Source organism: Streptomyces sp. NPDC029041 (genome assembly GCF_040637515.1).
GTDB lineage: Bacteria > Actinomycetota > Actinomycetes > Streptomycetales > Streptomycetaceae > Streptomyces.
Genome location: NZ_JBEZWO010000008.1, coordinates 112943 through 137688 on the forward strand (window position 1 = coordinate 112943; position 24746 = coordinate 137688).

Here is a 24746-nt window from a genome sequence, read left to right on the forward strand (position 1 = left end):
GGTGATCGGGGTGCGGCGCATGCCCGGACATGACGCACCGCCCGTCCGCACCGCGCGCTGCTCCCGGTGACGTTCGCGGTGCTGCGCGGTGCAGCGCGGTGTCGCGGTGGCCGCGAGCAGACGGGCGCGGACCGGCCGCCTCAGCCCTGCGGTTCCAGGTCCTGCTCCTCGAAGACCAGCAGGGTGCGGGTGCTGAGCACCTGCGGGATCGCCTGGAGCCGGGTCAGCACCAGCTCGCGCAGGGCCCGGTTGTCGGAGACGTGGACCAGCAGCAGTACGTCGAAGTCGCCGCCCACCAGGGCGATGTGGGAGGCGCCGGGCAGCTGTCTGAGCTCCTCGCGCACCGTGCGCCAGGAGTTCTGGACGATCTTCAGCGTGATGTAGGCGGACGTGCCCTGACCTGCCCGCTGGTGGTCCACGCGGGCGCTGAAGCCGCGGATGACACCGTCCTCGACGAGCCGGTTGATGCGGGCGTAGGCGTTCGCCCGGGAGACGTGGACCCGCTCGGCGACCGACCGTATCGAGGCGCGGCCGTCCGCCTGGAGCATGCGCAGGATGTCCTGATCGATGGCGTCCAGGGGGCGTGGCGGCGGCAGCACGCCGCCGTCGTCCGGGCCTTCGGCCATTTGTTCAGATGCCACCCGCGCCGACCTCCCTCAGATGGACGTACTGCGTCCATCTCAGGCTGTGGACAACCGTTTGTCCACAGCCTGGGGTCACCCATAGCCAAATTGTGCCGTCGACCGAACAATCGGTAGGTGAGGCGGGTCACAGCCGACGCGCCTCTTCGAGCCGCTCCCACGAGGAGGTGCCGTCATGACGGTCATGGAGCAGCGGGGCGCGTACCAGCCGACCCCGCCGCCCGCCTGGCAGCCCCGGACGGATCCCGCGCCGTTGCTGCCCGACGCCGAGCCGTACCGCGTCCTCGGCACCGAGGCGGCCGCGAAGGCCGACCCCGAGCTGCTGGGGACGCTGTACGCGCAGCTGGTGAAGGGCCGTCGCTACAACGCACAGGCCACCGCCCTCACCAAGCAGGGCCGTCTCGCGGTGTACCCCTCCACCACCGGCCAGGAGGCCTGCGAGGTCGCCGCCGCCATGGTCCTCCAGGAGCGCGACTGGCTCTTCCCGAGCTACCGCGACACGCTCGCCGTGGTGGCCCGGGGCGTGGACCCCGTCGAGGCGCTCACCCTGCTGCGCGGCGACTGGCACACCGGCTACGACCCCCACGAGCACCGGGTCGCCCCCCTGTGCACCCCGCTCGCCACCCAGCTGCCGCACGCCGTCGGCCTCGCGCACGCCGCCCGCCTCAAGGGCGACGACGTGGTCGCGCTGGCCATGGTCGGCGACGGCGGCACCAGCGAGGGCGACTTCCACGAGGCGCTGAACTTCGCCGCCGTCTGGCAGGCGCCGGTCGTCTTCTTCGTGCAGAACAACGGCTTCGCGATCTCCGTCCCGCTCGCCAAGCAGACCGCGGCCCCGTCGCTGGCCCACAAGGCCGTCGGCTACGGCATGCCCGGACGGCTGGTCGACGGCAACGACGCCGCGGCCGTGCACGAGGTGCTCTCCGACGCCGTACGCCACGCCCGCGCGGGCGGCGGACCCACCCTCGTCGAGGCGATCACCTACCGCGTCGACGCCCACACCAACGCCGACGACGCGACCCGCTACCGCGGCGACGCCGAGGTCGAGACCTGGCGCGAGCACGACCCGATCCGGCTCCTGGAGCGCGAGCTGACCGGGCGCGGTCTGCTCGACGAGGCCGGCATCGAGGCCGCCCGACGGGACGCCGAGACCATGGCCGCCTCCTTGCGCGAGCAGATGAACCAGGACGCGGCACTCGACCCGATGGACCTGTTCGACCACGTCTACGCCGAGCCCACGCCCCAGCTGCTGGAACAGCGGGACCAGCTGCGCGCCGAGCTCGAGGCCGAGTCCGAGGCCGAGTCCGAGGGGGGCACGCACCGATGACCACCGTCGCCGTCAAGCCGGCCACCATGGCGCAGGCCCTCACCCGCGCGCTGCGCGACGCCATGACCGCCGACCCCGCCGTGCACGTCATGGGCGAGGACGTCGGCACCCTCGGCGGTGTCTTCCGCGTCACCGACGGACTCGCGAAGGAGTTCGGCGAGGACCGCTGCACTGACACCCCGCTCGCCGAGGCCGGCATCCTCGGCACCGCGGTCGGCATGGCCATGTATGGGCTCCGGCCGGTCGTGGAGATGCAGTTCGACGCGTTCGCCTACCCGGCGTTCGAGCAGCTCATCTCGCACGTGGCCCGGATGCGCAACCGCACCCGCGGCAGGATGCCCCTGCCGGTCACCATCCGCGTGCCCTACGGCGGCGGCATCGGCGGTGTCGAGCACCACAGCGACTCCTCCGAGGCGTACTACATGGCGACTCCGGGGCTCCATGTCGTCACGCCCGCGACCGTCGCCGACGCCTACGGGCTGCTGCGCGCGTCCATCGCCTCCGACGACCCGGTCGTCTTCCTGGAGCCGAAGCGGCTGTACTGGTCGAAGGACTCCTGGAACCCCGAGGAGCCGGCACCGGTCGAGCCGATCGGCCGCGCCGTGGTGCGGCGCCCGGGGCGCAGCGCCACGCTCATCACGTACGGGCCGTCCGTACCGGTCTGCATGGAGGCCGCCGAGGCGGCAAGGGCCGAGGGCTGGGACCTCGAAGTCGTCGACCTGCGCTCCCTGGTGCCGTTCGACGACGAGACGGTGTGCGCCTCGGTGCGGCGGACCGGACGCGCGGTCGTCGTCCACGAGTCGGGTTCCTTCGGCGGCCCGGGCGGGGAGATCGCGGCCCGGGTCACCGAGCGCTGCTTCCACCACCTGGAGGCGCCGGTGCTGCGGGTGGCCGGGTTCGACGTCCCGTATCCGCCGCCGATGCTGGAGCGGCACCACCTGCCCGGTGTGGACCGGATCCTGGACGCCGTGGGGCGTCTGCAGTGGGAGGCCGAGAGCTGATGGCACAGGTGCTCGAGTTCAAGCTGCCCGACCTCGGTGAGGGGCTCACCGAGGCGGAGATCGTGCGCTGGCTGGTCGAGGTCGGCGACGTCGTCGCGATCGACCAGCCGGTCGTCGAGGTCGAGACGGCCAAGGCGATGGTCGAGGTGCCCTGCCCCTACGGCGGTGTCGTCACGGCCCGCTTCGGCGAGGAGGGCACGGAGCTGCCCGTCGGGGCGCCCCTGATCACCGTGGCCGTGGGGGAGCGGCCCGCTTCCGGCGCCGACGACACCGGCTCCGGGGGGTCGGGCAACGTCCTGGTCGGCTACGGCACCTCCGAGGCGCCCGCGCGGCGCCGCCGGGTACGGCAGGAGCGACCGCGGTCCGGCGCGTCCGCGACAGCCGGACAGGCCGGCCGGGACGGTGCCGCCGGGCCGCTGAACGGGCGGGCGGACGCCGCCGTGTCCCCGGCGGGTGCGCCGTCGCACGCCGGAGGCCCCGAGACGGCCGTGAACGGGCAGGCCGGCAGTGCCGGGCCGGGTGACGGTCCGGTCCCCGTGATCTCGCCCCTGGTGCGCCGACTGGCCCGGCAGAACGGCCTGGACCTGCGGGAACTGACCGGGTCCGGCCCGGACGGGCTGATCCTGCGGGCGGACGTGGAGTACGCCCTGCGGGCAGCCGGGCAGGGCGTGACGGCACCGCCGGCGCAGCCGCACCCGCCGGTGCCGCAGGCAGCCGTGCCCCAGCCCGCCGTGGCCTCGTCGGCGACAGCGGCACCCGGCGAGATCCGCACCCCGCTCAAGGGCATCCGGGGAGCCGTCGCCGACAAGCTGGCGCGCAGCCGCCGCGAGATCCCCGACGCCACCTGCTGGGTGGACGCGGACGCCACGGAGCTCATGCGGGCGCGCGCGGCGATGAACGCGGCCGGCGGGCCGAAGATCTCCCTCCTGGCCCTGCTGGCCCGGATCTGCACCGCCGCCCTCGCCCGCTTCCCGGAGCTCAACTCCACGGTCGACACACAGGCCAGGGAAGTCGTCCGGTTCGACCATGTGCACCTGGGGTTCGCGGCACAGACCGACCGGGGCCTGGTCGTCCCGGTCGTACGGGACGCGCACGCGCGTGACGCCGAGTCGCTGACCGCGGAGTTCGCCCGGCTGACCGAGGCGGGCCGGACGGGGACGCTGACGCCGGGTGAACTCACCGGCGGGACCTTCACGCTGAACAACTACGGCGTCTTCGGCGTCGACGGCTCCACCCCGATCATCAACCACCCCGAGGCCGCCATGCTCGGCGTCGGCCGCATCGTCCCCAAGCCGTGGGTGCACGAGGGCGAGCTGGCGGTGCGGCAGGTCGTCCAGCTCTCGCTCACCTTCGACCACCGGGTGTGCGACGGGGGCGTGGCGGGCGGTTTCCTGCGCTACGTCGCGGACTGCGTGGAACAGCCGGCGGTGCTGCTGCGGACGCTGTGATTCCTGTTCCTCGTCCGAGCCGGTGTTCGTGATCGTGTCGCTTCCCCCGCGTTCCGTGTGATCGCGGGGGCACGCATACTCGGGGGGTGACCGCCTACGAGCCCTCCGGGGAACCCGGCGCCGGAACCGGCCCCGCACCGGGGACGGACCCCGCCGGATACGACGCCGTCGTGCTCGCCGGTGGTGCCGCCCGGCGCCTGGGCGGCACGGACAAACCCGGTGTGCGGGTGGGCGGACGGCCCCTGCTCGACCGGGTGCTCGCCGCCTGCGCCACCGCCCGCACCACCGTCGTCGTCGCCGCGCCCCGGCCGACCGTACGGCCGGTGACCTGGGCCCGCGAGGACCCGCCCGGCGGCGGCCCGCTCGCAGCGCTCGGCGCCGGGCTCCGCCACACCACGGCCGAGCACGTCGCCGTGCTCTCCGCCGACCTGCCGTTCCTTCAAGAACCGGCCGTGGGCCGTCTGCTGACCGCACTGCGGGAGAGCGGCTTGGACGGTGCACTGCTGACCGACCCCACAGGCCGCGACCAGCCGCTCGTGGCGGCCTACCGCGCGTCGCGGCTGCGCGAGGAGCTCGCGCTCCTCACCGACCGGCACGGCGCCCTCGCCGGTCTCCCCCTGCGGCGCCTCACCGCCGAGTTGGACCTCACCCGCGTCTTGGACCCCGTCGCGTCCTTCGACTGCGACACCTGGGACGACATCGCCACCGCCAGGGCACGTATCAGGGAGCATGGGCACGTGTTGGATGAATGGATTTCCGCCGTCAGGGACGAACTGGGGATCGACCTCGATGTCGACACCCGCGGCCTGCTCGACCTCGCCCGCGACGCCGCCCACGGGGTGGCCCGGCCCGCGGCGCCGCTGACCACCTTCCTCGTCGGCTACGCGGCCGCGCAGGCGGGCGGAGGCCCCGACGCGGTCGCCGAGGCAGCCCGCAAAGCCGCGGCTCTCGCCGAGCGCTGGGCGCAGGAGAGCACCTCCGAGGCCGCGGCCTCCGAGACCAAGCCCTCCGCCGACGGGCCCCAGGGCGACGTGGCCCCCGATGCCACGCCCGACACCCGCCCGGACGCCGGATGACCCCGCACGGCGCCCGTGCCGGTGAGGACGCCGAGGACCTCGACGTCGAGGAGGTGCTCGCCCTCGTGAGGAACAGCAACGGCAATCACCCGCCCGAACCCCCAGCGCGAGGCGAGACGGACAGCGCCGCCCGCCCCTCCCACCAGCCGGACCCCTCCGTCCGGCCCGACGACCGCCACCGCGCCACGCCCTGGCCCGAGGCCCGGGCCCTGGCCGAACGCGCCGGCCGCGACGCCGCCCGGGCCGCCCGCCGCGCCCCCGTCCCGGCGTCCCTCGACACCGCCCTCGGCCTGACCCTCGCCGCCCCGCTGGACGCCCTCACCGACCTCCCCTCCTTCGACACCTCCGCGATGGACGGCTGGGCGGTGTGCGGCCCCGCCCCCTGGCACGTACGGGACGAGGGCGTCCTGGCCGGGCACGCCGGGCCCGGCTCCCTCACCGACGGCGAGGCCGTCCCGATCGCCACCGGCGCCCGCATCCCCCCGGAGACCACCGCGGTCCTGCGCAGCGAGCACGGCCGTACCGACGACAAGGGCCGCCTGTACGCGACCAGGGACGTCGTCCCCGGCCAGGACATCCGCCCGCGCGGCCAGGAGTGCCGTACCGGCGACCAGCTCCTCGCCGTCGGCACGCTCGTCACCCCGGCCGTCCTCGGGCTCGCGGCGGCGGCCGGATACGACAGCGTCACCGCCGTCCCCCGGGCCCGCGCCGAAGTCCTGGTCCTCGGTGACGAGCTGCTCACCCAGGGCCTGCCGCACGACGGCCTGATCCGCGACGCGCTCGGCCCGATGCTGCCGCCCTGGCTGCGGGCGCTCGGCGCCGAGGTCACCGCCGTCCGGCGCATCCGTGACGACGCCGACGCCCTGCACGAGGCCGTCACCGCCTCCGGCGCGGACGTCATCCTCACCACCGGCGGCACCGCGGCGGGTCCCGTCGACCACGTCCACCCCACGCTGCGCCGGATCGGCGCCGAACTCCTCGTGGACGGTGTGAAGGTGCGCCCGGGCCACCCCATGCTGCTGGCCCGCATCACGCGGACGCAGCACCTCGTGGGCCTCCCGGGCAACCCGCTCGCCGCTGTCTCCGCCCTGCTGACGCTCGCCGAGCCCCTGCTGCGGACCCTCGCGGCGCGCCCGGCCCCCGAGCCGTACACGATGCCGCTCCGGGACGCCGTGCACGGGCACCCCGACGACACCCGGCTCGTCCCCGTCGTCCTGCGCGGCGACGAGGCCGTGCCGCTGCACTACAACGGTCCCGCCATGCTGCGCGGCATCGCGGCGGCGGACGCGCTGGCCGTGGTCCCGCCGGGCGGCGCACGTCCGGGACAGGACGCGGAACTGCTCGACCTGCCCTGGGCGTCCGGAGGAATCGGGGTGTGTTTCACGTGAAACTTCCGGGCCAGGACGCGATCGCCCGCCAGGCCGACGAGCATCTGGTGACCTATCGGGTGAAACTCCCGAGAAAAGTGGTGGAGCACCCGATCCGCCAGGTCGCCAAACGGCTTTCCATGGCGCTGTTCGTCCTCGTCCTGACCGCGCTGATCGTCTACGCCGACCGCGACGGCTACAACGACAACGCGGGCGGCGGCATCAGCCTCCTCGACGCCTTCTACTACGCGACCGTCACGCTCTCGACCACCGGCTACGGTGACATCACCCCGGCGAGCGAAAGCGCCCGGCTCACCAACATCCTCGTCATCACGCCCCTGCGGGTGCTGTTCCTGATCATCCTGGTCGGCACCACCCTCGAAGCCCTCACCGAACGCACCCGGGAGGAATGGCGACTGACCCGCTGGAGGTCCACGTTGCGCGATCACACCGTCGTCATCGGCTTCGGAACGAAGGGCAGGTCGGCGATCCGGACCGTCTGCGCGACGGGTCTGAGGAAGGAGCAGGTGGTCGTGGTCGACCCCAGTTCCAAGGTGATCGACGCCGCGACCGCCGAGGGCTACGCGGGCATCGTCGGGGACGCGACCCGCAGCGAGGTGCTGAAGCAGGCCGAGGTGCACAAGGCGCGCCAGATCATCATCGCGACCCAGCGCGACGACACCGCGGTCCTGGTGGCGTTGACGGCACGCCAGCTCAACCGTGGGGCGAAGATCGTGGCCACCGTGCGGGAAGAGGAGAACGCCCCGCTGCTCAAGCAGTCGGGCGCCGACGCGGTCGTCACCAGCGCCAGTGCCGCCGGCCGGCTGCTGGGCCTGTCCGTGCTCAGCCCCTCGGCCGGCATGGTGATGGAGGACCTCATCCAGCAGGGCAGCGGGCTCGACATCGTCGAACGGCCGGTGGTGAAGGCCGAGGTGGGCAAGACGCCGCGGGAGGTCGCCGACCTGGTGGTGAGCGTCATACGCGGTCACCGGGTCCTCGGCTACGACGATCCGTCCGTCGGACGGCTGGAGCTGGCCGACCGCCTCATCACCATCGTGCGCAAGACCCCGGCCACCCAGGTCGCGCCCGACATCCGCCCGATGCCCCCGATGCCCCGCAACAACTGAGGGCAGGGCAGAAGCACGCCGGCCGCCGCGCACCACCCGGTGCGGGACGGCCGGCGAAGCCTCGGCATGCGCTACTTGCGGTTGTACAGCCGCATCGTGACCGGCCCGAAGACCAGCACGAACAGGGCCGCCCAGCCCAGCGACCAGGCGACCTCGTCGGCCGGCCAGTCACCGCCCATCAGACCGCGCACCGCCGACGCCAGATGCGTGATGGGGCTGTTGTTCACGAACGCCTGCAGCCAGCCCGGCATGGTCTTCGGATCCACGAACACGTTGGACAGGAACGTGAGCGGGAAGATCACCATCATGCTGACGCCCATCACCGACTTCTCGGTGCGCAGCATCAGCCCGAACATCGTCCAGATCCACGAGAAGGCGAACGAGAAGGCCACCAGCAGGGCGATCCCGGCGAGCACACCGGCGACCCCGCCGTCCGGCCGGTAGCCGAGGATCATGCCCACGGTGAGCATCACCACCGACGCGATCGTGTACCGCAGGGCGTCACCGAGCAGATAGCCGACCATCGTCGACGGCCGCCAGATCGGCAGGCTGCGGAACCGGTCGAAGACGCCCTTCTCGATGTCGGTGTTCACGGACACACCCGTGTACATCGTGATCATCACGACCGACATCACGAGGATGCCCGGCAGCAGGAACTGGATGTACTCCTCCGGCGAGCCGGCCAGCGCCCCGCCGAACAGGTACGTGTACATCAGCACCATCATGATCGGGAACGCCGTGACGTCGAAGAGCTGCTCCGGCACGTGCTTGATCTTGAGGATCGCCCGCCAGCCGAAGGTCATCGAGGCCGACCACGCGCTGGGGCGCGGCGGCCGCTCCTTGGAGACGAGCAGCGCGGCGAGGGACTCGGCGCTGACCGGGGCGAGCTCTTTGTTCTCGGTGGTCGTCGCGGTGCTCATGCCGCCACCTCGTCCTTCGGGTCGTCGGAGTGCTGGGCGGAGTCGTGCGTGTCGTGCCCGGTGAGAGCGAGGAAGACTTCGTCCAGACTGGGCTGGCCCAGCGAGAAGTTGTCGACGGTGATCCCGGCGCGGGCCAGCTCGCTCAGCGCGCGGGCGGACTGCTCGGCCGCGGAGTCGTCACCCGCCGCCGTACCGAGGCGGGCGGTGAGGGCGACCGGGTCGGGTTCGGGCTGCACCTGCGCGTCGAGGGCGCGGCGCAGCAGGTCGGCCGCGACGTCGCGCTGGCCGGGATCCCTGAGGCGCAGATGGACGGACCCGGCGCCGACCGACGACTTCAGTTCCCCCTTGGTGCCCTCGGCGATCACCTTGCCGCGGTCGATGACGGCGATCCGGGACGCGAGCTGGTCGGCCTCGTCCAGATACTGCGTGGTCAGCAGCACGGTGGTGCCCTGGGCGACGACGGCCCGCACGATGTCCCAGACCTGGTTGCGGCTGCGCGGGTCGAGGCCGGTGGTCGGCTCGTCGAGGAACAGCAGGTCGGGGGTGTTGAGGATGGACGCGGCGATGTCGATGCGGCGCCGCATGCCGCCCGAGTAGTGCTTGACCTGCTTAGCGGCCGCGTCCGTGAGCCCGAAGGCCTCCAGGAGCTGGGCGGCGCGCTCGCGGGCGGCCTTCTTGTGATGACCGAGCAGCCGGCCCAGCAGGACCAGGTTCTCGCTGCCGGTGAGGTCCTCGTCCACCGACGCGTACTGGCCGGTGAGGCTCACCCGGCCGCGCACCTCGTCCGCCTCCCGGACGATGTCGTGACCGAAGACATGCGCTTCGCCGCCGTCCGGCCGCAGGAGTGTGGCGAGCATCTTCACGGTGGTGGTCTTGCCGGCGCCGTTCGGGCCGAGGACGCCGTAGACCGTGCCCGCGGGCACGGACAGGTCGACGCCGTCGACGGCTCTCGTCTCGCCGAACGTTTTGACCAGGCCCGCTGTCTCGATCGCCAGGCCGGACATGTGCGTGCTCATGCTTCGGGTCCTTCCGCGTGCGTGGGCTACGCAGGGTGAGACCTTTACCGTCGCGCAAACTCATCGGTGACGCACATGGGTTTTCGCGGGAACCGGTCCAAGGGCGGAGGCGGGGACGACCTCGGGACGGAGCGGACTCGGTCCGGGGACCTACGGGTACGGTCCCTTGCATGCATGCGATCACGATTCCCGAACCCGGTGGGCCCGAGGCGCTGGTCTGGGACGAGGTCCCGGACCCCGTGCCCGGCGAGGGCGAAATCCTGGTCGAGGTGGCGGCCGGCGCCGTCAACCGGGCCGACATCCTGCAGCGGCAGGGCTTCTACGACCCACCGCCCGGCGCGTCCCCCTACCCCGGCCTGGAGTGCTCCGGGCGGGTGGCCGCGATCGGCACCGGTGTCTCCGGCTGGGACGTCGGCGACGAGGTCTGCGCGCTGCTCTCCGGCGGCGGCTACGCCGAGAAGGTGGCCGTCCCGGCCGGTCAGCTGCTGCCCGTGCCCGAGGGCGTCGGCCTGACGCAGGCCGCGGCACTGCCCGAGGTGGCGTGCACCGTCTGGTCGAACGTCTTCATGATCGCCCATCTGCGGCCCGGTGAGACGCTCCTCGTGCACGGCGGCTCCAGCGGCATCGGCACGATGGCCATCCAGCTGGCCAAGGCCGTCGGCGCGCGGGTGGCCGTGACGGCCGGTACGGAGGAGAAGCTTCGGCGGTGCGCCGAGCTGGGCGCCGACATCCTGGTCAACTACCGCGAGCAGGACTTCGTCGAGGAGGTCAGGAAGGCGACGGACGGCGCCGGTGCCGACGTCATCCTCGACAACATGGGCGCCAAGTACCTGGAGCGCAACGTCAAGGTCCTCGCCGTCAACGGCCGGCTCGCGATCATCGGCATGCAGGGCGGCGTGAAGGGCGAGCTGAACATCGGCGCCCTGCTGGCCAAGCGCGCCGCGATCAGCGCCACGTCCCTGCGCGCCCGGCCCAGGGAGGAGAAAGCCGCCATCGTCGCGGCCGTGCGTGAACACGTCTGGCCCCTGTTCGCGGGCGGCCACCTGCGTCCGGTCGTCGACCGTGAACTCCCGATGCGGGACGCCGCCGCCGCGCACCGGGTGGTGGAGGAGAGCGGCCACATCGGAAAGGTGCTGCTGATCACCGCGCAGGGAGCCTGACGCCCCACGGACCGCCCCCCGGGGGCTTCCCCTAGACCCGCCGCAGCCGCAGCGCCACGAACGCCAGGGCCAGTCCCAGTCCGATCAGGACCAGGCCGCTGCCCAGGGGCAGGATGCGCAGGACCTGGCCCACGGGGCGTTCCGCGGTCGCTGCCTCCCGTACGGGCTGGTCCGACGGGGCAGCGGGCACCGGGTCGGTCTCACGTGGCTCCTCGGGGAGGGCCGTGGCGTCGGAGAGGCCCGGTCCCCAGCCCGTCTCCTCCGGCCGTCCCGGACGCACCCGGCCCTCTCCTGCCCTGCTCCCGGCGCGCGAGGGCTCACCGGCGGCGGAGGAGGGCCCGGGGGACGCTCCGGACGAAGCCGCCCGCGCCGACGGAGCAGCCAGGGGTGACGGGGCGGACCGGGACGGTGAGGCCGCCCGGGGCGGCGGGGCGGACCGGGACGACGAGGCCGTCCGGGGCGATGCCGCCGGCCGGGACGTCGGAGCCGGCGGGGCGGACGCGGGTGAGGAGACGGGCCCGGGGGACGGGGCGGCGGGGGCTCCCGGCCCCTCCTCCTCCGGCTCCGCCGAGCCCGTCTCCTCGTCGTACGCGCGGACAGCCCCGTGGGAGGGGGCGGATCCGAAGGGTGAGACGGCCGCGCCGGCCCCCAGGGCGAGGACGAGTCCCGTCGCCCGCAGCGCGCGTAGCCATGGAGTCACGGGGGTGACCCCCTCCCGCCGTGCCCGGCAGGGCAGAAACGGCAAGTGCGGTCATATCGTGACAGTCAGCCTCACACCGCCCGGTGCTCCCGGCACTCCGGGTTCGGCCGACGGACGGAATCGCTGCAAGCGCTGTGCCGGAGCAACCCGAAGCGTGACCGACTCGTCTCCTCCAGCGCGGTGGATCAGCCCCCAGTGGGGGCACCACGGAGGTGAGGTGCAGGCGTGCGACAGAATGGCGACATGGAGATGCCGAGGAACGAACGGTCGTCGGAGAACCCGCAGATCCTGGTCGTGGGCCAGGACGGCATGGCGCTCGGTGGCGGCAGCGCAGACGAGGACTCCCGCGAGACCCCGGTCACGGAACAGGTGGAGCAGCCCGCGAAGGTCATGCGGATCGGCAGCATGATCAAGCAGCTGCTGGAGGAAGTGCGCGCGGCTCCCCTCGACGAGGCCAGCCGGGTCCGGCTCAAGGACATCCACGCCAGCTCGGTGAAGGAGCTGGAGGACGGTCTGGCGCCCGAGCTGGTCGAGGAGCTGGAGCGGCTCTCCCTGCCCTTCACGGACGAGACGACTCCCAGCGACTCGGAGCTGCGCATCGCGCAGGCCCAGCTCGTCGGGTGGCTGGAGGGGCTCTTCCACGGGATCCAGACGACGCTGTTCGCCCAGCAGATGGCGGCACGTGCCCAGTTGGAGCAGATGCGCCGCGCCCTCCCGCCGGGAGTCGGCGACGGCCTCGACGAGCAGCACCCGGGCGGCCGGTCGGGCGGCCCCTACCTGTAGGGCGAGGTCGCACGGACGGAGTGAGAAGGGCCCGGCGCAGCCGCCGGGCCCTTCCGCGTGTCGGGGGACCTCAGGAGGGCGGGTTGCCCGTGGAGACGCTGAGCTCGATCTCGGGCATGTCCTTCGGGTCGACGTCCGTGTCGGCGGACGGGAACTGGTTCATGACCGTGCCGTCGCCGTAGGTGTTCTCGTCGAACTTCTTCTCGTTCACTTCCCAGCCGGCCGCCTGCAGACAGGCCTTGACCGACTGGATGTTCTTGAACTTGAAGTCCGGGATCTGGATCTTGTCGGGGTCGTTGTACGACTCCCTCGGCTCCGTGCACTCCTCGGTGTCGATCGTCTTCGTGGTGTCCGGGCCGCGGTAGCCGGGCTTCTTCTCCGCGGAGGCCGAGGCGCTCGGGCCGTTGCCGCCGCCCTTGTCCTCCTCACCGCCGCCGTTCAGCAGCAGCGCCGTGACGAGGCCGCCGACCGCGACGACGGAGACGATGACCGAGCCGATGATCACCGGCTTGTTGTTCCGGCCGCCGCCGGAGGAGGAGGCGGCCGCGGCCGGGGGCGACAGGTTGTACGGCGGCGGCGTCGACGGGCCGGGCTGCGGGGAGTACGCCGCCGGGGACGGCGTCTGGTAGCCGCCCTGCTGCGGATAGCCGTACGCCGGGGAGGGCCCCGTCGGGGCGGGTGTGCCGTACGGGTTCGGGGGCGGGGTCGGCTGGTACGGCGTCTGCACCTGGCCCGAGGGCGCCGGGGCCGCCTGGTCGACCGGCGGGAACACGGCCGAGCCGACGCCCGCGCCGCTGGGGGCCTGGGTGCCCGGGACGATGCTCGGCGGCGCCGCCTGGAAGGACGCGGCCACCCGCAGGCACTCGTCGCGCATGGCCTCGGCGCTGGGGAAGCGCTCGTTCGGGTTCTTCTTGAGCGCGCGGGCGATCAGCGCGTCCACGGCCGGGGGCAGGGAGCGGTTGACCGAGGACGGAACCGGCGGCTCCTCCTGGACGTGTGCGTACGCGATGGCCAGCGGCGAGTCCGCCTCGAACGGCAGGCGCCCGGTGACCAGTTGGAACAGCATGATGCCGACCGAGTACAGGTCGGAGCGGGCGTCCACACCGCGGCCGAGGGCCTGTTCCGGCGAGAGGTACTGCGGCGTGCCGACGACCATGCCGGTCTGCGTCATCGACGTCACACCGGACTGCATGGCGCGCGCGATGCCGAAGTCCATCACCTTGACCACGGCGCGCTTGGTCATCATCACGTTGCCGGGCTTGATGTCGCGGTGGACCAGGCCCATCTCGTGGCTGATCTCCAGGGCGGCCAGCACGTCGGCGGTGATCTTCAGCGCCTTGTCGGCGGGCATCGCGCCCTGCTGCCGCACGTCCTCGTCGAGCACCGAGCCGAGCGGGCGGCCCTCGACGTACTCCATGACGATGTACGGCGTCGTCATGCCGTCGAGGGTGTCCTCGCCGGTGTCGAAGACCGACACGATGTTGGTGTGCGTGAGCTTGGCCACGGACTGGGCCTCGCGGCGGAACCGCTCACGGAAGGCCTGTTCCCGTCCGAGATCCGTGTGAAGTGTCTTGATCGCGACCTGCCGGTCGAGCACGCTGTCGTACGCGAGGTGCACCGAGGCCATGCCGCCCTGGCCGAGGAGGTCACGCAGCTGATAGCGGCCGCCGGCGAGCGCCCGCCCCGCGTACTGGCCCTGTGCGCCGTCCTGGCTCATGTCCCGTTTCCCCCGTAGCCCTTGAGGCGCCGCCGACTTCGCTGATCCGCCGCAGATCAGCCGTCGATCCGTCGTTGATCCAAACCGCCATTCCCGGCCAAGTCTGCCCCAGGGCACTGACACGTCAAGCTCGGTGCCCGTTCCGTGACCGTACGCGAAAGAAGCGTCGCGGAAGCGTTACCGGGGGCGTACGGCCGGGGCACAGAATTTGCACGACGGTAAGGAGTGAAGGTTTCATGGCCGGTCCGTCTCGTGCCGGTCCCGGAGCCCCTTCTCGGGCCGGAGGCTTGCGCGGAGGCTGTAGCGTGGCCGACGGAGACCGTAACAACACCGCGCGCACCGCGGGCAGAAACGACGGCGAGGACTGATGGCACAGCAGCAGCGCGCTCAGGGCCCGTCCGACCCCGAGGGCACTGGCGGCGGCATGTCGGAGGCGCCGGAGTCCTGGGGGAACGGCGGACTGGTCGGGGACGGCCGGTACCGGCTGACCCGCAGACTCGGCCGGGGCGGCATGGCCGAGGTGTTCGCAGCCGAGGACGTCCGCCTCGGACGCACCGTCGCGGTCAAGCTGCTCCGCTCCGACCTCGCCGAGGACCCGGTCTCCAAGGCGCGCTTCACGCGCGAGGCCCAGTCGGTGGCCGGCCTCAACCACCACGCGATCGTCGCCGTGTACGACTCCGGCGAGGACTTCGTCGGCGGCCAGTCCGTGCCGTACATCGTCATGGAGATCGTCGAGGGCCGCACCATCCGCGACCTCCTGCTGAACGCGGAGGCGCCCGGCCCCGAGCAGGCGCTGATCATCGTCTCGGGCGTCCTGGAGGCGCTCGCCTACTCGCACCAGCACGGCATCGTGCACCGCGACATCAAGCCCGCCAACGTCATCATCACGCACAACGGCGCCGTGAAGGTGATGGACTTCGGCATCGCCCGCGCCCTGCACGGCGCGTCCACGACGATGACGCAGACCGGCATGGTCATGGGCACCCCGCAGTACCTCTCCCCCGAGCAGGCGCTCGGCAAGGCCGTCGACCACCGCTCCGACCTGTACGCGACGGGCTGCCTGCTCTACGAGCTCCTCGCGCTGCGCCCGCCGTTCACCGGCGAGACCCCGCTGTCGGTCGTCTACCAGCACGTCCAGGACATCCCGACGCCGCCGTCCGAGGTCTCCGACGCCTGCCCGCCGGAGCTGGACGGCATGGTCATGCGCTCCCTCGCGAAGGAGCCCGACGACCGTTTCCAGACGGCGGAGGAGATGCGCGGGCTGGTCCAGTACGCGCTCCAGATGCTCTACGACCAGGGTGGCCACACCGGCACCTGGAACACCGGCCCCGTCGACATGCACGAGGGCCGGAACACCCCCTCGGGCGGCTTCGCCGGTGCGACGGCCGTGATGGGGCACCCCGGGGACGCGTCCGGCACCGCGCAGATCCCCTCGCCGATCCTGCCCGGCGGTTACGGCGGCGGGGACGACGGCGGCTTCGAGGGCCACGGCAACAAGGGCAGCGGCCGCGGCAAGCTCTGGATCCTCGCCGTGCTCGCGGTGATCGCCATCGCCGCGGGCGTCGCCCTGGCGCTGCAGAACACCGGCGGCGACAAGAACGGCCCGAGCAAGGAGCAGAAGCCGACCGCCACGCAGACCAAAGAGAAGAAGACGCCCAGCGAGACGCCGAGCGACGACGACACCGGGCAGCCGACCGACACCGAGACCGACACCGGAACCGGCACCGGCTCGGGCAACGGCAACTGGACGCCGACCTACAAGCCGTCCCCCACGCCGACGCAGAGCGCCCCCCCCTCGCCCACCGGCGAGCCGACGGGCCAGCCGACCAGCGCGGACCCGACCGGCGAACCGACGGAGGAGGAGCCCACGGATCCGGGCACCCCGACCGACGACACCGGCGGTGTCGACGGCGGCGGCACCACGGAGGGCATCGTGGGCGGAGCGGGCGGCGAAGGCTGATCCCGCTGCTCAACGGCATGATCCACGCGCGCGTGGGACCCGGGGACGGGGCCCGCGCGCGCGTGGCGTTCGGGGCACGCCGAAAAAAGGACTCTTCCCGTGACCTGGGTCACCGGGTTAACGTGCGGTAGCTCCGGCCTCCTGCAAGGCTGTGACCAGGGCCCCTTCCACGCCTTCCCGATTTACTTGGATATCCAAGCAAAATCGCAGGTCAGGTGGGGTTTCACAGAAATGTGGCGCACTGGGTAACGTGCTTTCAGCAGGGCGCTCGCCGGGGCACCTGCAACGCCTGTACCCGGCCGAGCGGCACCCACCCCGTGCCCCGGTGGCCGAGAACAGGTGAGCCGCACTGGCCTACCGGCAACCCCGGGGGCCGGACCGACGGAGGAGCACACGTGACCGTGGAGAGCACTGCCGCGCGCACACCGCGACGCAGCGCCGGAAGCAAGGCCGGCACCACCGGCACCAAGCGCACCACCCGCACGCCTGCCAAGAAGGACGCCAAGAGCACCGAGCCCCAGCTCGTGCAGCTGCTGACGCCCGAGGGCAAGCGCGTCAAGAACGCCGAGTACGACAAGTACGTCGCCGGTGTCACTCCCGAAGAGCTTCGCGGCCTCTACCGCGACATGGTGCTCACCCGCCGCTTCGACGCCGAGGCCACCTCCCTGCAGCGCCAGGGCGAGCTGGGCCTGTGGGCCTCCCTGCTCGGCCAGGAGGCCGCCCAGATCGGGTCCGGCCGGGCCACCCGGGAGGACGACTACGTCTTCCCGACCTACCGCGAGCACGGCGTGGCCTGGTGCCGCGGCGTCGACCCGGCCAACCTGCTGGGGATGTTCCGCGGCGTGAACAACGGCGGCTGGGACCCCAACAGCAACAACTTCCAGCTGTACACGATCGTCATCGGCTCCCAGACGCTGCACGCCACCGGCTACGCGATGGGCATCGCCAAGGACGGTGCCGACAGCGCGGTGATCGCCTACTTCGGCGACGGCGCCTCCAGCCAGGGTGACGTGGCCGAGTCCTTCACCTTCTCCGCGGTGTACAACGCCCCGGTCGTGTTCTTCTGCCAGAACAACCAGTGGGCCATCTCCGAGCCCACCGAGAAGCAGTCCCGCGTCCCGATCTACCAGCGCGCCCAGGGCTTCGGCTTCCCGGGCGTCCGGGTCGACGGCAACGACGTGCTCGGGGTCCTCGCGGTCACCCGCTGGGCCCTGGAGCGGGCCCGCAACGGCGAGGGCCCGACCCTCGTCGAGGCGTTCACCTACCGCATGGGCGCCCACACCACCTCCGACGACCCGACCCGCTACCGGGGCGACGAGGAGCGCCAGGCCTGGGAGGCCAAGGACCCGATCCTGCGCCTTCGCCGCTACCTGGAGGCCTCAAACCACGCGGACGAGGGATTCTTCGCGGAACTGGAGGCCGAGTCCGAGGCGTTGGGCAAACGAGTGCGCGAGGCGGTCCGTGCCATGCCTGACCCGGACCACTTCGCGATCTTCGAGAACGCCTACGCGGACGGACACGCGCTCGTCGACGAGGAGCGCGCCCAGTTCGCCGCATACCAGGCGTCGTTCGCCGACGAGGGGGGTAACTGAGATGGCCGACAAGATGGCACTGGCCAAGGCGATCAACGAGTCGCTGCGCCGCGCCCTGGAGTCCGACCCCAAGGTCCTGATCATGGGCGAGGACGTCGGCAAGCTCGGCGGCGTCTTCCGGGTGACGGACGGCCTGCAGAAGGACTTCGGCGAGAGCCGCGTCATCGACACCCCGCTCGCCGAGTCGGGCATCGTCGGCACGGCGATCGGCCTGGCCCTGCGCGGCTACCGCCCGGTGGTGGAGATCCAGTTCGACGGCTTCGTCTTCCCGGCGTACGACCAGATCGTCACGCAGCTCGCGAAGATGCACGCCCGTTCGCTGGGCAAGGTCAAGCTCCCGGTCGTCGTGCGCATCCCCTACGGCGGCGGCATCGGCGCGGTGGAACACCACTCCGAGTCCCCCGAGGCGCTCTTCGCGCACGTGGCGGGCCTGAAGATCGTCAGCCCGTCGAACGCGTCGGACGCGTACTGGATGATGCAGCAGGCCATCCAGAGCGACGACCCGGTGATCTTCTTCGAGCCCAAGCGCCGCTACTGGGACAAGGGCGAGGTCAACACGGAGGCGATCCCGGGCCCGCTGCACAAGGCCCAGGTGGTCCGCGAGGGCACCGACCTCACCCTGGCCGCCTACGGGCCGATGGTGAAGCTCTGCCAGGAGGTCGCGGACGCGGCCGCCGAGGAGGGCAAGAACCTGGAGGTCCTGGACCTGCGCTCGGTCTCCCCGCTCGACTTCGACTCGATCCAGGCGTCGGTGGAGAAGACCCGCCGCCTGGTCGTCGTCCACGAGGCGCCGGTGTTCTTCGGCTCCGGCGCGGAGATCGCCGCGCGGATCACCGAGCGCTGCTTCTACCACCTCGAGGCCCCGGTGCTCCGGGTCGGCGGCTACCACGCGCCGTACCCGCCGGCCCGCCTGGAGGAGGAGTACCTGCCGAACCTGGACCGGGTACTGGACGCCGTCGACCGCTCGCTGGCGTACTGAGGAGAGGGTCGTGACGACGATGACGGAAGCGTCCGTGCGCGAGTTCAAGATGCCCGACGTGGGCGAGGGACTCACCGAGGCCGAGATCCTCAAGTGGTACGTCCAGCCCGGTGACACCGTCACCGACGGCCAGGTGGTCTGCGAGGTCGAGACGGCGAAGGCGGCCGTCGAGCTGCCCATCCCGTACGACGGCGTGGTCCGGGACCTGCACTTCCCCGAGGGCACCACAGTCGACGTGGGCACGGCGATCATCGCGGTGGACGTGGGCGGCGGCAGCGCCGCGCCCGCCGCCGAGCAGCCCGCCGCCGTGCGGCCCGAGGCCGCCGCACCCGCCGAGGAGCCGAAGGCCGCGGGCTCGGGCCGCCAGCCGGTCCTGGTGGGGTACGGGGTGGCGGCCTCGTCCACCCGCCGCCGCCCCCGCAAGGGCCCTGAGGTCACGGTCCAGCAGGCCTCGACGGCCGTCCGGACGGAGCTGAACGGCCACGCGCCGGCGGCCCCGGCCGCGCCCGCTCCGGCCGAACCCGCCCCGGCGGCTCCGGCCGCCCCGGCGGGCGGGGAGCGCCCGCTGGCCAAGCCGCCCGTCCGCAAGCTCGCCAAGGACCTGGGCGTCGACCTGACGACGGTCGTCCCGACCGGCCCGGACGGCATCATCACCCGCGAGGACGTGCACGCGGCGGTCGCCGCCGCCGTACCGGCGGCCACCGAGCCGCAGGTCGCGCCCGCCCCGGCCGCCGCGCCCGCCGCGGCTCAGGCTCCGGCGTCGTACGACACCACCCGGGAGACCCGTATCCCGGTCAAGGGGGTCCGCAAGGCGACGGCGGCGGCGATGGTCGGCTCGGCGTTCACCGCGCCGCACGTCACGGAGTTCGTGACGGTCGACGTGACGCGCACGATGAAGCTGGTCGAGGAGCTGAAGGCGGACAAGGAGTTCGCGGGTCTGCGTGTGAACCCGCTGCTGCTGATCGCCAAGGCGCTGCTGGTCGCGATCCGGCGCAACCCGGACGTCAACGCGTCCTGGGACGAGGCCGCCCAGGAGATCGTGGTCAAGCACTACGTGAACCTGGGCATCGCGGCCGCGACCCCCCGCGGCCTGATCGTGCCGAACATCAAGGACGCCCACGCCCAGACGCTGCCGCAACTGGCGCAGTCGCTGGGCGAGCTGGTGGCGACGGCCAGGGACGGCAAGACGTCTCCGGCGGCCATGCAGGGCGGCACGGTGACGATCACCAACGTCGGCGTCTTCGGCGTCGACACGGGCACGCCGATCCTCAACCCGGGCGAGTCCGCGATCCTCGCGGTCGGTGCGATCAAGCCGCAGCCGTGGGTCCACAAGGGCAAGGTGAAGCCCCGTCAGGTCACCACCCTGGCCCTGTCCTTCGACCACCGCCTGGTCGACGGCGAGCTCGGCTCGAAGGTCCTGGCCGACGTGGCGGCGATCCTGGAGCAGCCGAAGCGGCTGATCACCTGGGCGTGAGCCGACTGCGGCGGCCCCCCGTCCCCTTGTGGACGGGGGGCCGCCGTCGTCTGCAGTGAAGGTGAACCGGCGGTTCGCCGAAGAGCACAAATAACTCCTGGAACCCACCCAAGTACCGCACAGTAAGCGGTTTATCCGGACATACGATCAAGCTCTCCACGAGATCGACCACTCGCCCGGCGTCCCGGGGGAGTCCGGTTCCGGGCTGCGACGGGCGCGGTCACTCCCTCGAAAGCGAGTGAACCCCCCATGCGCGACGCGATGGTGCTCAAAGCCCAGAGATTCGTGAACTCCGTCTACGGCAGCCGTACCGGCACGACCGTGCAGGAGACCGGCGTGGCCGACTGGGCGACCCTGTACGCCCTGACCCGCGCCCTGCAGTACGAGCTGGGCATCACGGCGTTCTCCGACAACTTCGGCCCCACCACACTCAGCACCCTGACCGCCAGGTACCCGAAGCTCGACGCCGCCACCGTGCCCTCGCCCGACTTCTGCCGCATCATCCAGTCCGGCCTGTACTGCAAGGGCTACGACGGCGGCGACCTCGACGGCACGTACGGCACCCGGGTGCAGGAGGCCGTCACCCGGCTCAAGACCGACATGGGCGTGCAGGAGGCCTACCCCGGAGACGCCTTGACGCCCAAGGTCTTCAAGGCGCTGCTGACGATGGACGCGTACGTCCCCGGCGCCTCGGGCACCGGACAGGTCCGGGCCGTCCAGCAGTGGCTCAACGGCCGCTACGTGAACCGGCGGGACTTCTTCGTCATCGCCTGCGACGGGATCGTGACCCGGGACACCGCCAAGGCGCTGCTCTTCGGCGTGCAGTACGAGCTGGGCATGGCGGACGGCACCGCCAACGGCAACTTCGGGCCCGGCACCCAGTCGGGCCTGAAGGCGCATCCCGTGACCCAGGGGGACAAGGGCGTCTTCGTCCAGCTGTTCTCCGCCGGGATGGTCCTCGGCCGGCGCCCCGTCGCCCTCACCGACACCTTCGACTCCGCCCTCTCCGCCGCCGTCCGGGCCTTCCAGACCTTCGCGGCGCTCCCGGCCACGGGCGAGGGCGACTTCGCCACCTTCGCCTCCCTGCTGGCGTCCTTCGGCGACCAGTCCCGCCCCGCCAGGGCCTGCGACACCGCCGCCCGGATCACCCCCGCCCGGGCGGCGTCGCTCAAGGCGGCCGGGATCGCGTACGTCGGCCGCTACCTCACCAACCCGAGTGCCACCTCCCTGCCGGAGAAGGCCATCCAGCCGGGCGAGTTGGACACGTTCGCCCAGCAGGGCCTGCGCTGCTTCCCGATCTACCAGACCGTCAACAGCGACGCCTCGGACTTCGACTACGTCGCCGGCCGGACCGCCGGGTACGCGGCGGTCAACGCCGCCCGTGACCACGGTTTCCGGCGCGGGACCCGGATCTTCTTCGCCGTCGACTTCGACGCGGTCGACGCCGAGATCACCGCGAACGTCCTGCCCCACTTCAAGGGCGTCAAGGAGGCGATGGCGGACTCCGGTCACCCGTACGAGATCGGGGTCTACGGCTCCCGCAACGTGTGCGCGCGGGTCGGCGCGGCCGGTTACTCGACCGCGAGCTTCGTCGCCGACATGTCCTCGGGCTTCGAAGGCAACGCCGGGCACCCGCTGCCCGGGGACTGGGCCTACGACCAGTTCGCGGTGCGCACCCTCGGCTCGGGGGACGGGCAGCTCGAGACCGACGCCGACATCGCCTCGGGGCGGGACACCGGGCAGGGCGCCTTCGACCGGCCGCGGCCCGCCGTCCCGGACGTCGCCTTCGACGCGCGTCAGGTGCCGGCGCTGCGGGCCGACCTCTCCCGCTACATGCGCTCGATCGGCCGCCCGGACGCCGGCGGCATCGGCGGCGACGCGCGGCTCTACACCAACGCGCAGGCCGTGGCGGCGATCCAGGAGCAGGACGGGCTGATCACCGAGCTGTCGACGACGTACTCGATGCGCAAGGCGCTGATCCAGACGGCCGTCTACTGGGCCCTGCGCGACTACGACCTCGCCGACCAGGCCGCCGACCAGCAGGTCGCCGACCACCACCTCACCGGCTCCGGCACGGTCGGGGACTCGCACACCGGCATCGGCGAGATCAGCGCCGCCGACGCCATCCAGGCCTGGAACCACTGCATCGGCTGGGGCTTCGCCACCGGCGACCACCGTGACCCGGCGAAGGACGCCGACCTGTGGACCGTGTGGCAGCGGCTGAACAAGGACGACGCGTTCAGCGTGCGCACCGCGGCGCTGATCCACCTGTGGGGCACCCGCGGCAGGCCCGGCGGACAGCTGCCTCCCGGCGACCGCGTCACCACCCCGCGGTCCATGCGCCTCGACCTCGTCGAGTTCGAGATCACCGAACTCCTGCGCCGCTACCGGGCCTGGGACCCCGACGTGGACTCCCAGACGCACCAGAGCCTGGCCGTCTACCAGATCTTCGAGAAGTACAACAGCATCTTCCGCAACGCCTGAGCGCGTGCGCGCGACACACCTTCAGGAAGAGACTCCGTTGAAACTCAGCCTCCCCCGCGTCCCCCGCAGACCGTCGGCGCCCGGCGCCGGCCACCGCAGGAGCCTGTCCCGCCGAGCCCTGCTCGGCCGGACAGCCGCCGTCGGCGCTGCCGTGGGCGTCGCCGCCCTGCCCCTGTCCCGTTTCCTGTCCCGGGCGTACGCCGACGCGGACAACCCGATCCCGGCCCGTGTGCGGGACGCCCTGCGCAACGCGCAGGACCGGACCCGGCGCGTGCTGGCGGGTTCGCGCTCCCACAACGGCTGGGAGATGGAGAACGCCGCCGACGACGGCGGCACCGTCTACACCCGGCCCGTCCCCGGCACCCCGCTCACCGGCGTCGCCGTGCGCATGGGCGACGTGGAGACCGTCCTCGTGCACCTGGTGCGCCGGTTCCACTACGAGGTGGATCCGCTGCGGCGGGGTGACGTCACCGGATGGCGCGAGCCGGCCGGCCTGGCCAGGAGCAGGCCCGAGTCCAATCTGGCGTCCGGCACGGCCGTGCGGATCCGGCCCGGGTTCTATCCGCGCGGCGCCCGGGGCGGCTTCTTCCCGCAGCAGGAGACCGTGATCCGTGACATCCTCGCCGAGCTCGACGGCGTGGTCCGCTGGGGCGGCGACGACCGCACGCCCGACGAGTCGCTGTTCAGCATCGACGTGCGTCCGGACGACCGGCGGCTGGTCCGGGTCGCGGCGCGGATCCGGGGCTGGCAGCTGGAGCCCGGAGCCGGTGCGGGTGTCCCGGTGAACGTGCTGTCGGGCGTCCGGCGCAAGGCGGCCCGGGCGCTGGAGCGCCGACAGCGCACCGCGGCATGACCTCCGTATGACGAAGGGGCTCCGCCGCGGTGTGCGGTGGAGCCCCTTCGCCGTCCTGCCGGTGTCGTCCTACCTGCTGAAGCCGTAGTTGAGCAGCTTCGTCGCGTCCGCCTTGCGGGCGTCCAGGCCGGTCGAGGCGAGGACCGTGCCGATGACCGTCTTGCCGCTGCGGGTGGCGGCGAAGACCAGGCAGTACTTCGCCTCCGGGCCGGAACCGGTCTTCACGCCGATCGCTCCGGAGTAGCTGCCGAGCAGCGGGTTGGTGTTCTCCCACGGCGCCATCGTCCGCGTACCGCCGGTCTTGGTGGTCGTCTTGGCCGTGTACTTCTTGGTCTTGACGACCGTGCGGAACATGGAGTTCTTCATCGCCGAGCTGGCGAGCTTGGTCAGGTCGCGCGGCGTGGAGTAGTTGGCGCCGTGGCCGATGCCGTCGAACGAGTCGAAGTGGGTGTTCTTCAGACCCAGGTTCTTGGCGGTGGTGTTCATCTTGCCGATGAACGACTTCACGCGCGCCGAGCGCGTCGAGCCCGAGCCGAACTTGTCGGCGAGCGCGTACGCGGCGTCGCAGCCGGACGGGAGCATCAGCCCGTACAGCAGCTGGCGGACGGTGACCTTGTCGCCGACGATCAGCTTCGCGTTGGACGCGTAGTTGTTGTCGACGATGTAGTCGCTGTACGCCTTCTGGATCGTGACCTTGCTGTCCAGGTTCAGGTTCGACTGCTTCAGCACGACCAGGGCGGTCATGATCTTGGTGGTCGAGCCGGTCGAGCGGCGCGTGTCGGCCGCCTTGGTGTAGAGCGACGTGCCGGTCGCGTTGTTCATCACGTAGCCGCCCTTGGCGGCGATGGAGGGCGCCGAGGCGGCCTGCGCCGGTGCGACGGTGAGGGCACCGGTCGCGAGCATGGCGCCGGTGGTGACGGCGACGGCCGCGGCTCTGCGGAGACGAGTGCCCTTAATGCCGGTTATCAAGTCAAGTACCCCGATTACGTCGAAATGCCCCAACGGTGCGGCCGAGTTGAGGACGAGGGGAAGGGGGCCGCACGTATCTGACTCGTAACTAGCACACGAGGTTGTGCTGTTGCCGAACCGGGCCCCCCTTTGCCACGGATGTGTGACATTCA

General features: G+C 72.0%; 20 protein-coding genes. 14 read left to right on the top strand and 6 right to left on the bottom strand.

All coding sequences use genetic code 11. The annotated features are described in order from the left end of the window. Positions 1–140: 140 nt before the first annotated feature. On the bottom strand, positions 141–626 hold the full coding sequence (locus tag AB0F04_RS21785) for an Lrp/AsnC family transcriptional regulator (RefSeq protein ID WP_362044264.1): 486 nt from the start codon (positions 624–626) through the stop codon (positions 141–143). A gap of 190 nt (positions 627–816) precedes the next feature. On the opposite strand from AB0F04_RS21785, the gene pdhA (AB0F04_RS21790) reads away from it, so the two are divergent. The 6 genes from pdhA (AB0F04_RS21790) (at position 817) to AB0F04_RS21815 (ending at position 7987) form a co-directional block, all read left to right on the top strand. Continuing rightward, positions 817–1968 carry a pyruvate dehydrogenase (acetyl-transferring) E1 component subunit alpha gene (gene pdhA, locus AB0F04_RS21790; RefSeq protein WP_362043617.1) on the top strand — a complete coding sequence of 384 codons (1152 nt, stop codon included), beginning with the start codon at positions 817–819 and terminating at the stop codon, positions 1966–1968. Then, a complete protein-coding gene (locus tag AB0F04_RS21795; protein ID WP_362043618.1) occupies positions 1965–2969 on the top strand; it encodes an alpha-ketoacid dehydrogenase subunit beta in 1005 nt (334 codons plus the stop codon). Before pdhA (AB0F04_RS21790) ends, AB0F04_RS21795 begins: the two co-directional genes overlap by 4 nt. Continuing rightward, the gene (locus AB0F04_RS21800) at positions 2969–4417 is read left to right on the top strand and encodes a dihydrolipoamide acetyltransferase family protein (RefSeq protein ID WP_362043619.1); all 1449 of its coding nucleotides are present in this window, start codon (positions 2969–2971) and stop codon (positions 4415–4417) included. Before AB0F04_RS21795 ends, AB0F04_RS21800 begins: the two co-directional genes overlap by 1 nt. 86 nt (positions 4418–4503) lie before the next feature. Then, a complete protein-coding gene (locus AB0F04_RS21805; RefSeq protein ID WP_362043620.1) occupies positions 4504–5493 on the top strand; it encodes an NTP transferase domain-containing protein in 990 nt (329 codons plus the stop codon). Continuing rightward, positions 5490–6881: a molybdopterin molybdotransferase MoeA gene (locus AB0F04_RS21810; RefSeq protein WP_362043621.1), complete on the top strand. Its 1392-nt coding sequence runs from the start codon at positions 5490–5492 to the stop codon at positions 6879–6881. Before AB0F04_RS21805 ends, AB0F04_RS21810 begins: the two co-directional genes overlap by 4 nt. Beyond that, positions 6878–7987 (top strand): potassium channel family protein, encoded by a 1110-nt coding sequence (locus AB0F04_RS21815; protein ID WP_362043622.1) that lies wholly within the window; start codon positions 6878–6880, stop codon positions 7985–7987. Before AB0F04_RS21810 ends, AB0F04_RS21815 begins: the two co-directional genes overlap by 4 nt. A 71-nt stretch (positions 7988–8058) precedes the next feature. On the opposite strand, the gene AB0F04_RS21820 is transcribed toward AB0F04_RS21815, so the two are convergent. Next, the gene (locus AB0F04_RS21820) at positions 8059–8907 is read right to left on the bottom strand and encodes an ABC transporter permease (protein WP_362043624.1); all 849 of its coding nucleotides are present in this window, start codon (positions 8905–8907) and stop codon (positions 8059–8061) included. Then, a complete protein-coding gene (locus AB0F04_RS21825) occupies positions 8904–9923 on the bottom strand; it encodes an ATP-binding cassette domain-containing protein (protein WP_362043626.1) in 1020 nt (339 codons plus the stop codon). Before AB0F04_RS21825 ends, AB0F04_RS21820 begins: the two co-directional genes overlap by 4 nt. Positions 9924–10093: 170 nt before the next feature. Here AB0F04_RS21825 and AB0F04_RS21830 point away from each other — a divergent pair, with 170 nt between their 5' ends. Further along, positions 10094–11083: an NAD(P)H-quinone oxidoreductase gene (locus tag AB0F04_RS21830; RefSeq protein ID WP_362043628.1), complete on the top strand. Its 990-nt coding sequence runs from the start codon at positions 10094–10096 to the stop codon at positions 11081–11083. Positions 11084–11114: 31 nt separating this feature from the next. On the opposite strand, the gene AB0F04_RS21835 is transcribed toward AB0F04_RS21830, so the two are convergent. Further along, positions 11115–11363, bottom strand: coding sequence for a hypothetical protein (locus AB0F04_RS21835; protein ID WP_362043630.1), 249 nt, complete (start codon positions 11361–11363; stop codon positions 11115–11117). Positions 11364–12026: 663 nt separating this feature from the next. Between AB0F04_RS21835 and AB0F04_RS21840 the strand changes: the two genes are divergently transcribed. Beyond that, positions 12027–12566, top strand: a complete 540-nt coding sequence (locus AB0F04_RS21840; RefSeq protein WP_362043632.1) for a bacterial proteasome activator family protein — start codon at positions 12027–12029, stop codon at positions 12564–12566. A 70-nt stretch (positions 12567–12636) separates the two neighbouring features. Here the strand turns inward: AB0F04_RS21840 and AB0F04_RS21845 are convergent, their stop codons facing one another. Continuing rightward, positions 12637–14283 (bottom strand): protein kinase, encoded by a 1647-nt coding sequence (locus AB0F04_RS21845; RefSeq protein WP_362043634.1) that lies wholly within the window; start codon positions 14281–14283, stop codon positions 12637–12639. 367 nt (positions 14284–14650) lie between these two features. Between AB0F04_RS21845 and AB0F04_RS21850 the strand changes: the two genes are divergently transcribed. From AB0F04_RS21850 to AB0F04_RS21875, 6 genes are all read left to right on the top strand, one after another. Continuing rightward, complete coding sequence (locus tag AB0F04_RS21850; protein ID WP_362043636.1) at positions 14651–16243, top strand: protein kinase; 1593 nt, start codon at positions 14651–14653, stop codon at positions 16241–16243. A 395-nt stretch (positions 16244–16638) separates the two neighbouring features. Further along, on the top strand, positions 16639–17835 hold the full coding sequence (pdhA, locus tag AB0F04_RS21855; protein ID WP_362043638.1) for a pyruvate dehydrogenase (acetyl-transferring) E1 component subunit alpha: 1197 nt from the start codon (positions 16639–16641) through the stop codon (positions 17833–17835). A 1-nt stretch (position 17836) separates the two neighbouring features. Next, the gene (locus AB0F04_RS21860; RefSeq protein ID WP_362043640.1) at positions 17837–18814 is read left to right on the top strand and encodes an alpha-ketoacid dehydrogenase subunit beta; all 978 of its coding nucleotides are present in this window, start codon (positions 17837–17839) and stop codon (positions 18812–18814) included. A gap of 10 nt (positions 18815–18824) precedes the next feature. Further along, on the top strand, positions 18825–20288 hold the full coding sequence (locus AB0F04_RS21865; RefSeq protein WP_362043642.1) for a dihydrolipoamide acetyltransferase family protein: 1464 nt from the start codon (positions 18825–18827) through the stop codon (positions 20286–20288). Positions 20289–20537: 249 nt separating this feature from the next. Next, positions 20538–22772, top strand: coding sequence for a glycoside hydrolase domain-containing protein (locus AB0F04_RS21870; protein WP_362043644.1), 2235 nt, complete (start codon positions 20538–20540; stop codon positions 22770–22772). A gap of 37 nt (positions 22773–22809) precedes the next feature. Then, positions 22810–23625 (top strand): hypothetical protein, encoded by an 816-nt coding sequence (locus tag AB0F04_RS21875; protein WP_362043646.1) that lies wholly within the window; start codon positions 22810–22812, stop codon positions 23623–23625. A 69-nt stretch (positions 23626–23694) separates the two neighbouring features. Here AB0F04_RS21875 and AB0F04_RS21880 read toward each other — a convergent pair whose 3' ends face one another. Further along, complete coding sequence (locus AB0F04_RS21880; RefSeq protein ID WP_362043648.1) at positions 23695–24594, bottom strand: serine hydrolase; 900 nt, start codon at positions 24592–24594, stop codon at positions 23695–23697. Positions 24595–24746 lie beyond the last annotated feature (152 nt).

Coding starts and splice junctions, on each gene's coding strand:
- AB0F04_RS21785 (WP_362044264.1), bottom strand. CDS start 626: ATGGCCGAAGGCCCGGACGACGGCGGCGTGCTGCCGCCGCCACGCCCC.
- pdhA (WP_362043617.1), top strand. CDS start 817: ATGACGGTCATGGAGCAGCGGGGCGCGTACCAGCCGACCCCGCCGCCC.
- AB0F04_RS21795 (WP_362043618.1), top strand. CDS start 1,965: ATGACCACCGTCGCCGTCAAGCCGGCCACCATGGCGCAGGCCCTCACC.
- AB0F04_RS21800 (WP_362043619.1), top strand. CDS start 2,969: ATGGCACAGGTGCTCGAGTTCAAGCTGCCCGACCTCGGTGAGGGGCTC.
- AB0F04_RS21810 (WP_362043621.1), top strand. CDS start 5,490: ATGACCCCGCACGGCGCCCGTGCCGGTGAGGACGCCGAGGACCTCGAC.
- AB0F04_RS21820 (WP_362043624.1), bottom strand. CDS start 8,907: ATGAGCACCGCGACGACCACCGAGAACAAAGAGCTCGCCCCGGTCAGC.
- AB0F04_RS21825 (WP_362043626.1), bottom strand. CDS start 9,923: ATGAGCACGCACATGTCCGGCCTGGCGATCGAGACAGCGGGCCTGGTC.
- AB0F04_RS21830 (WP_362043628.1), top strand. CDS start 10,094: ATGCATGCGATCACGATTCCCGAACCCGGTGGGCCCGAGGCGCTGGTC.
- AB0F04_RS21840 (WP_362043632.1), top strand. CDS start 12,027: ATGGAGATGCCGAGGAACGAACGGTCGTCGGAGAACCCGCAGATCCTG.
- AB0F04_RS21845 (WP_362043634.1), bottom strand. CDS start 14,283: ATGAGCCAGGACGGCGCACAGGGCCAGTACGCGGGGCGGGCGCTCGCC.
- AB0F04_RS21850 (WP_362043636.1), top strand. CDS start 14,651: ATGGCACAGCAGCAGCGCGCTCAGGGCCCGTCCGACCCCGAGGGCACT.
- AB0F04_RS21860 (WP_362043640.1), top strand. CDS start 17,837: ATGGCCGACAAGATGGCACTGGCCAAGGCGATCAACGAGTCGCTGCGC.
- AB0F04_RS21870 (WP_362043644.1), top strand. CDS start 20,538: ATGCGCGACGCGATGGTGCTCAAAGCCCAGAGATTCGTGAACTCCGTC.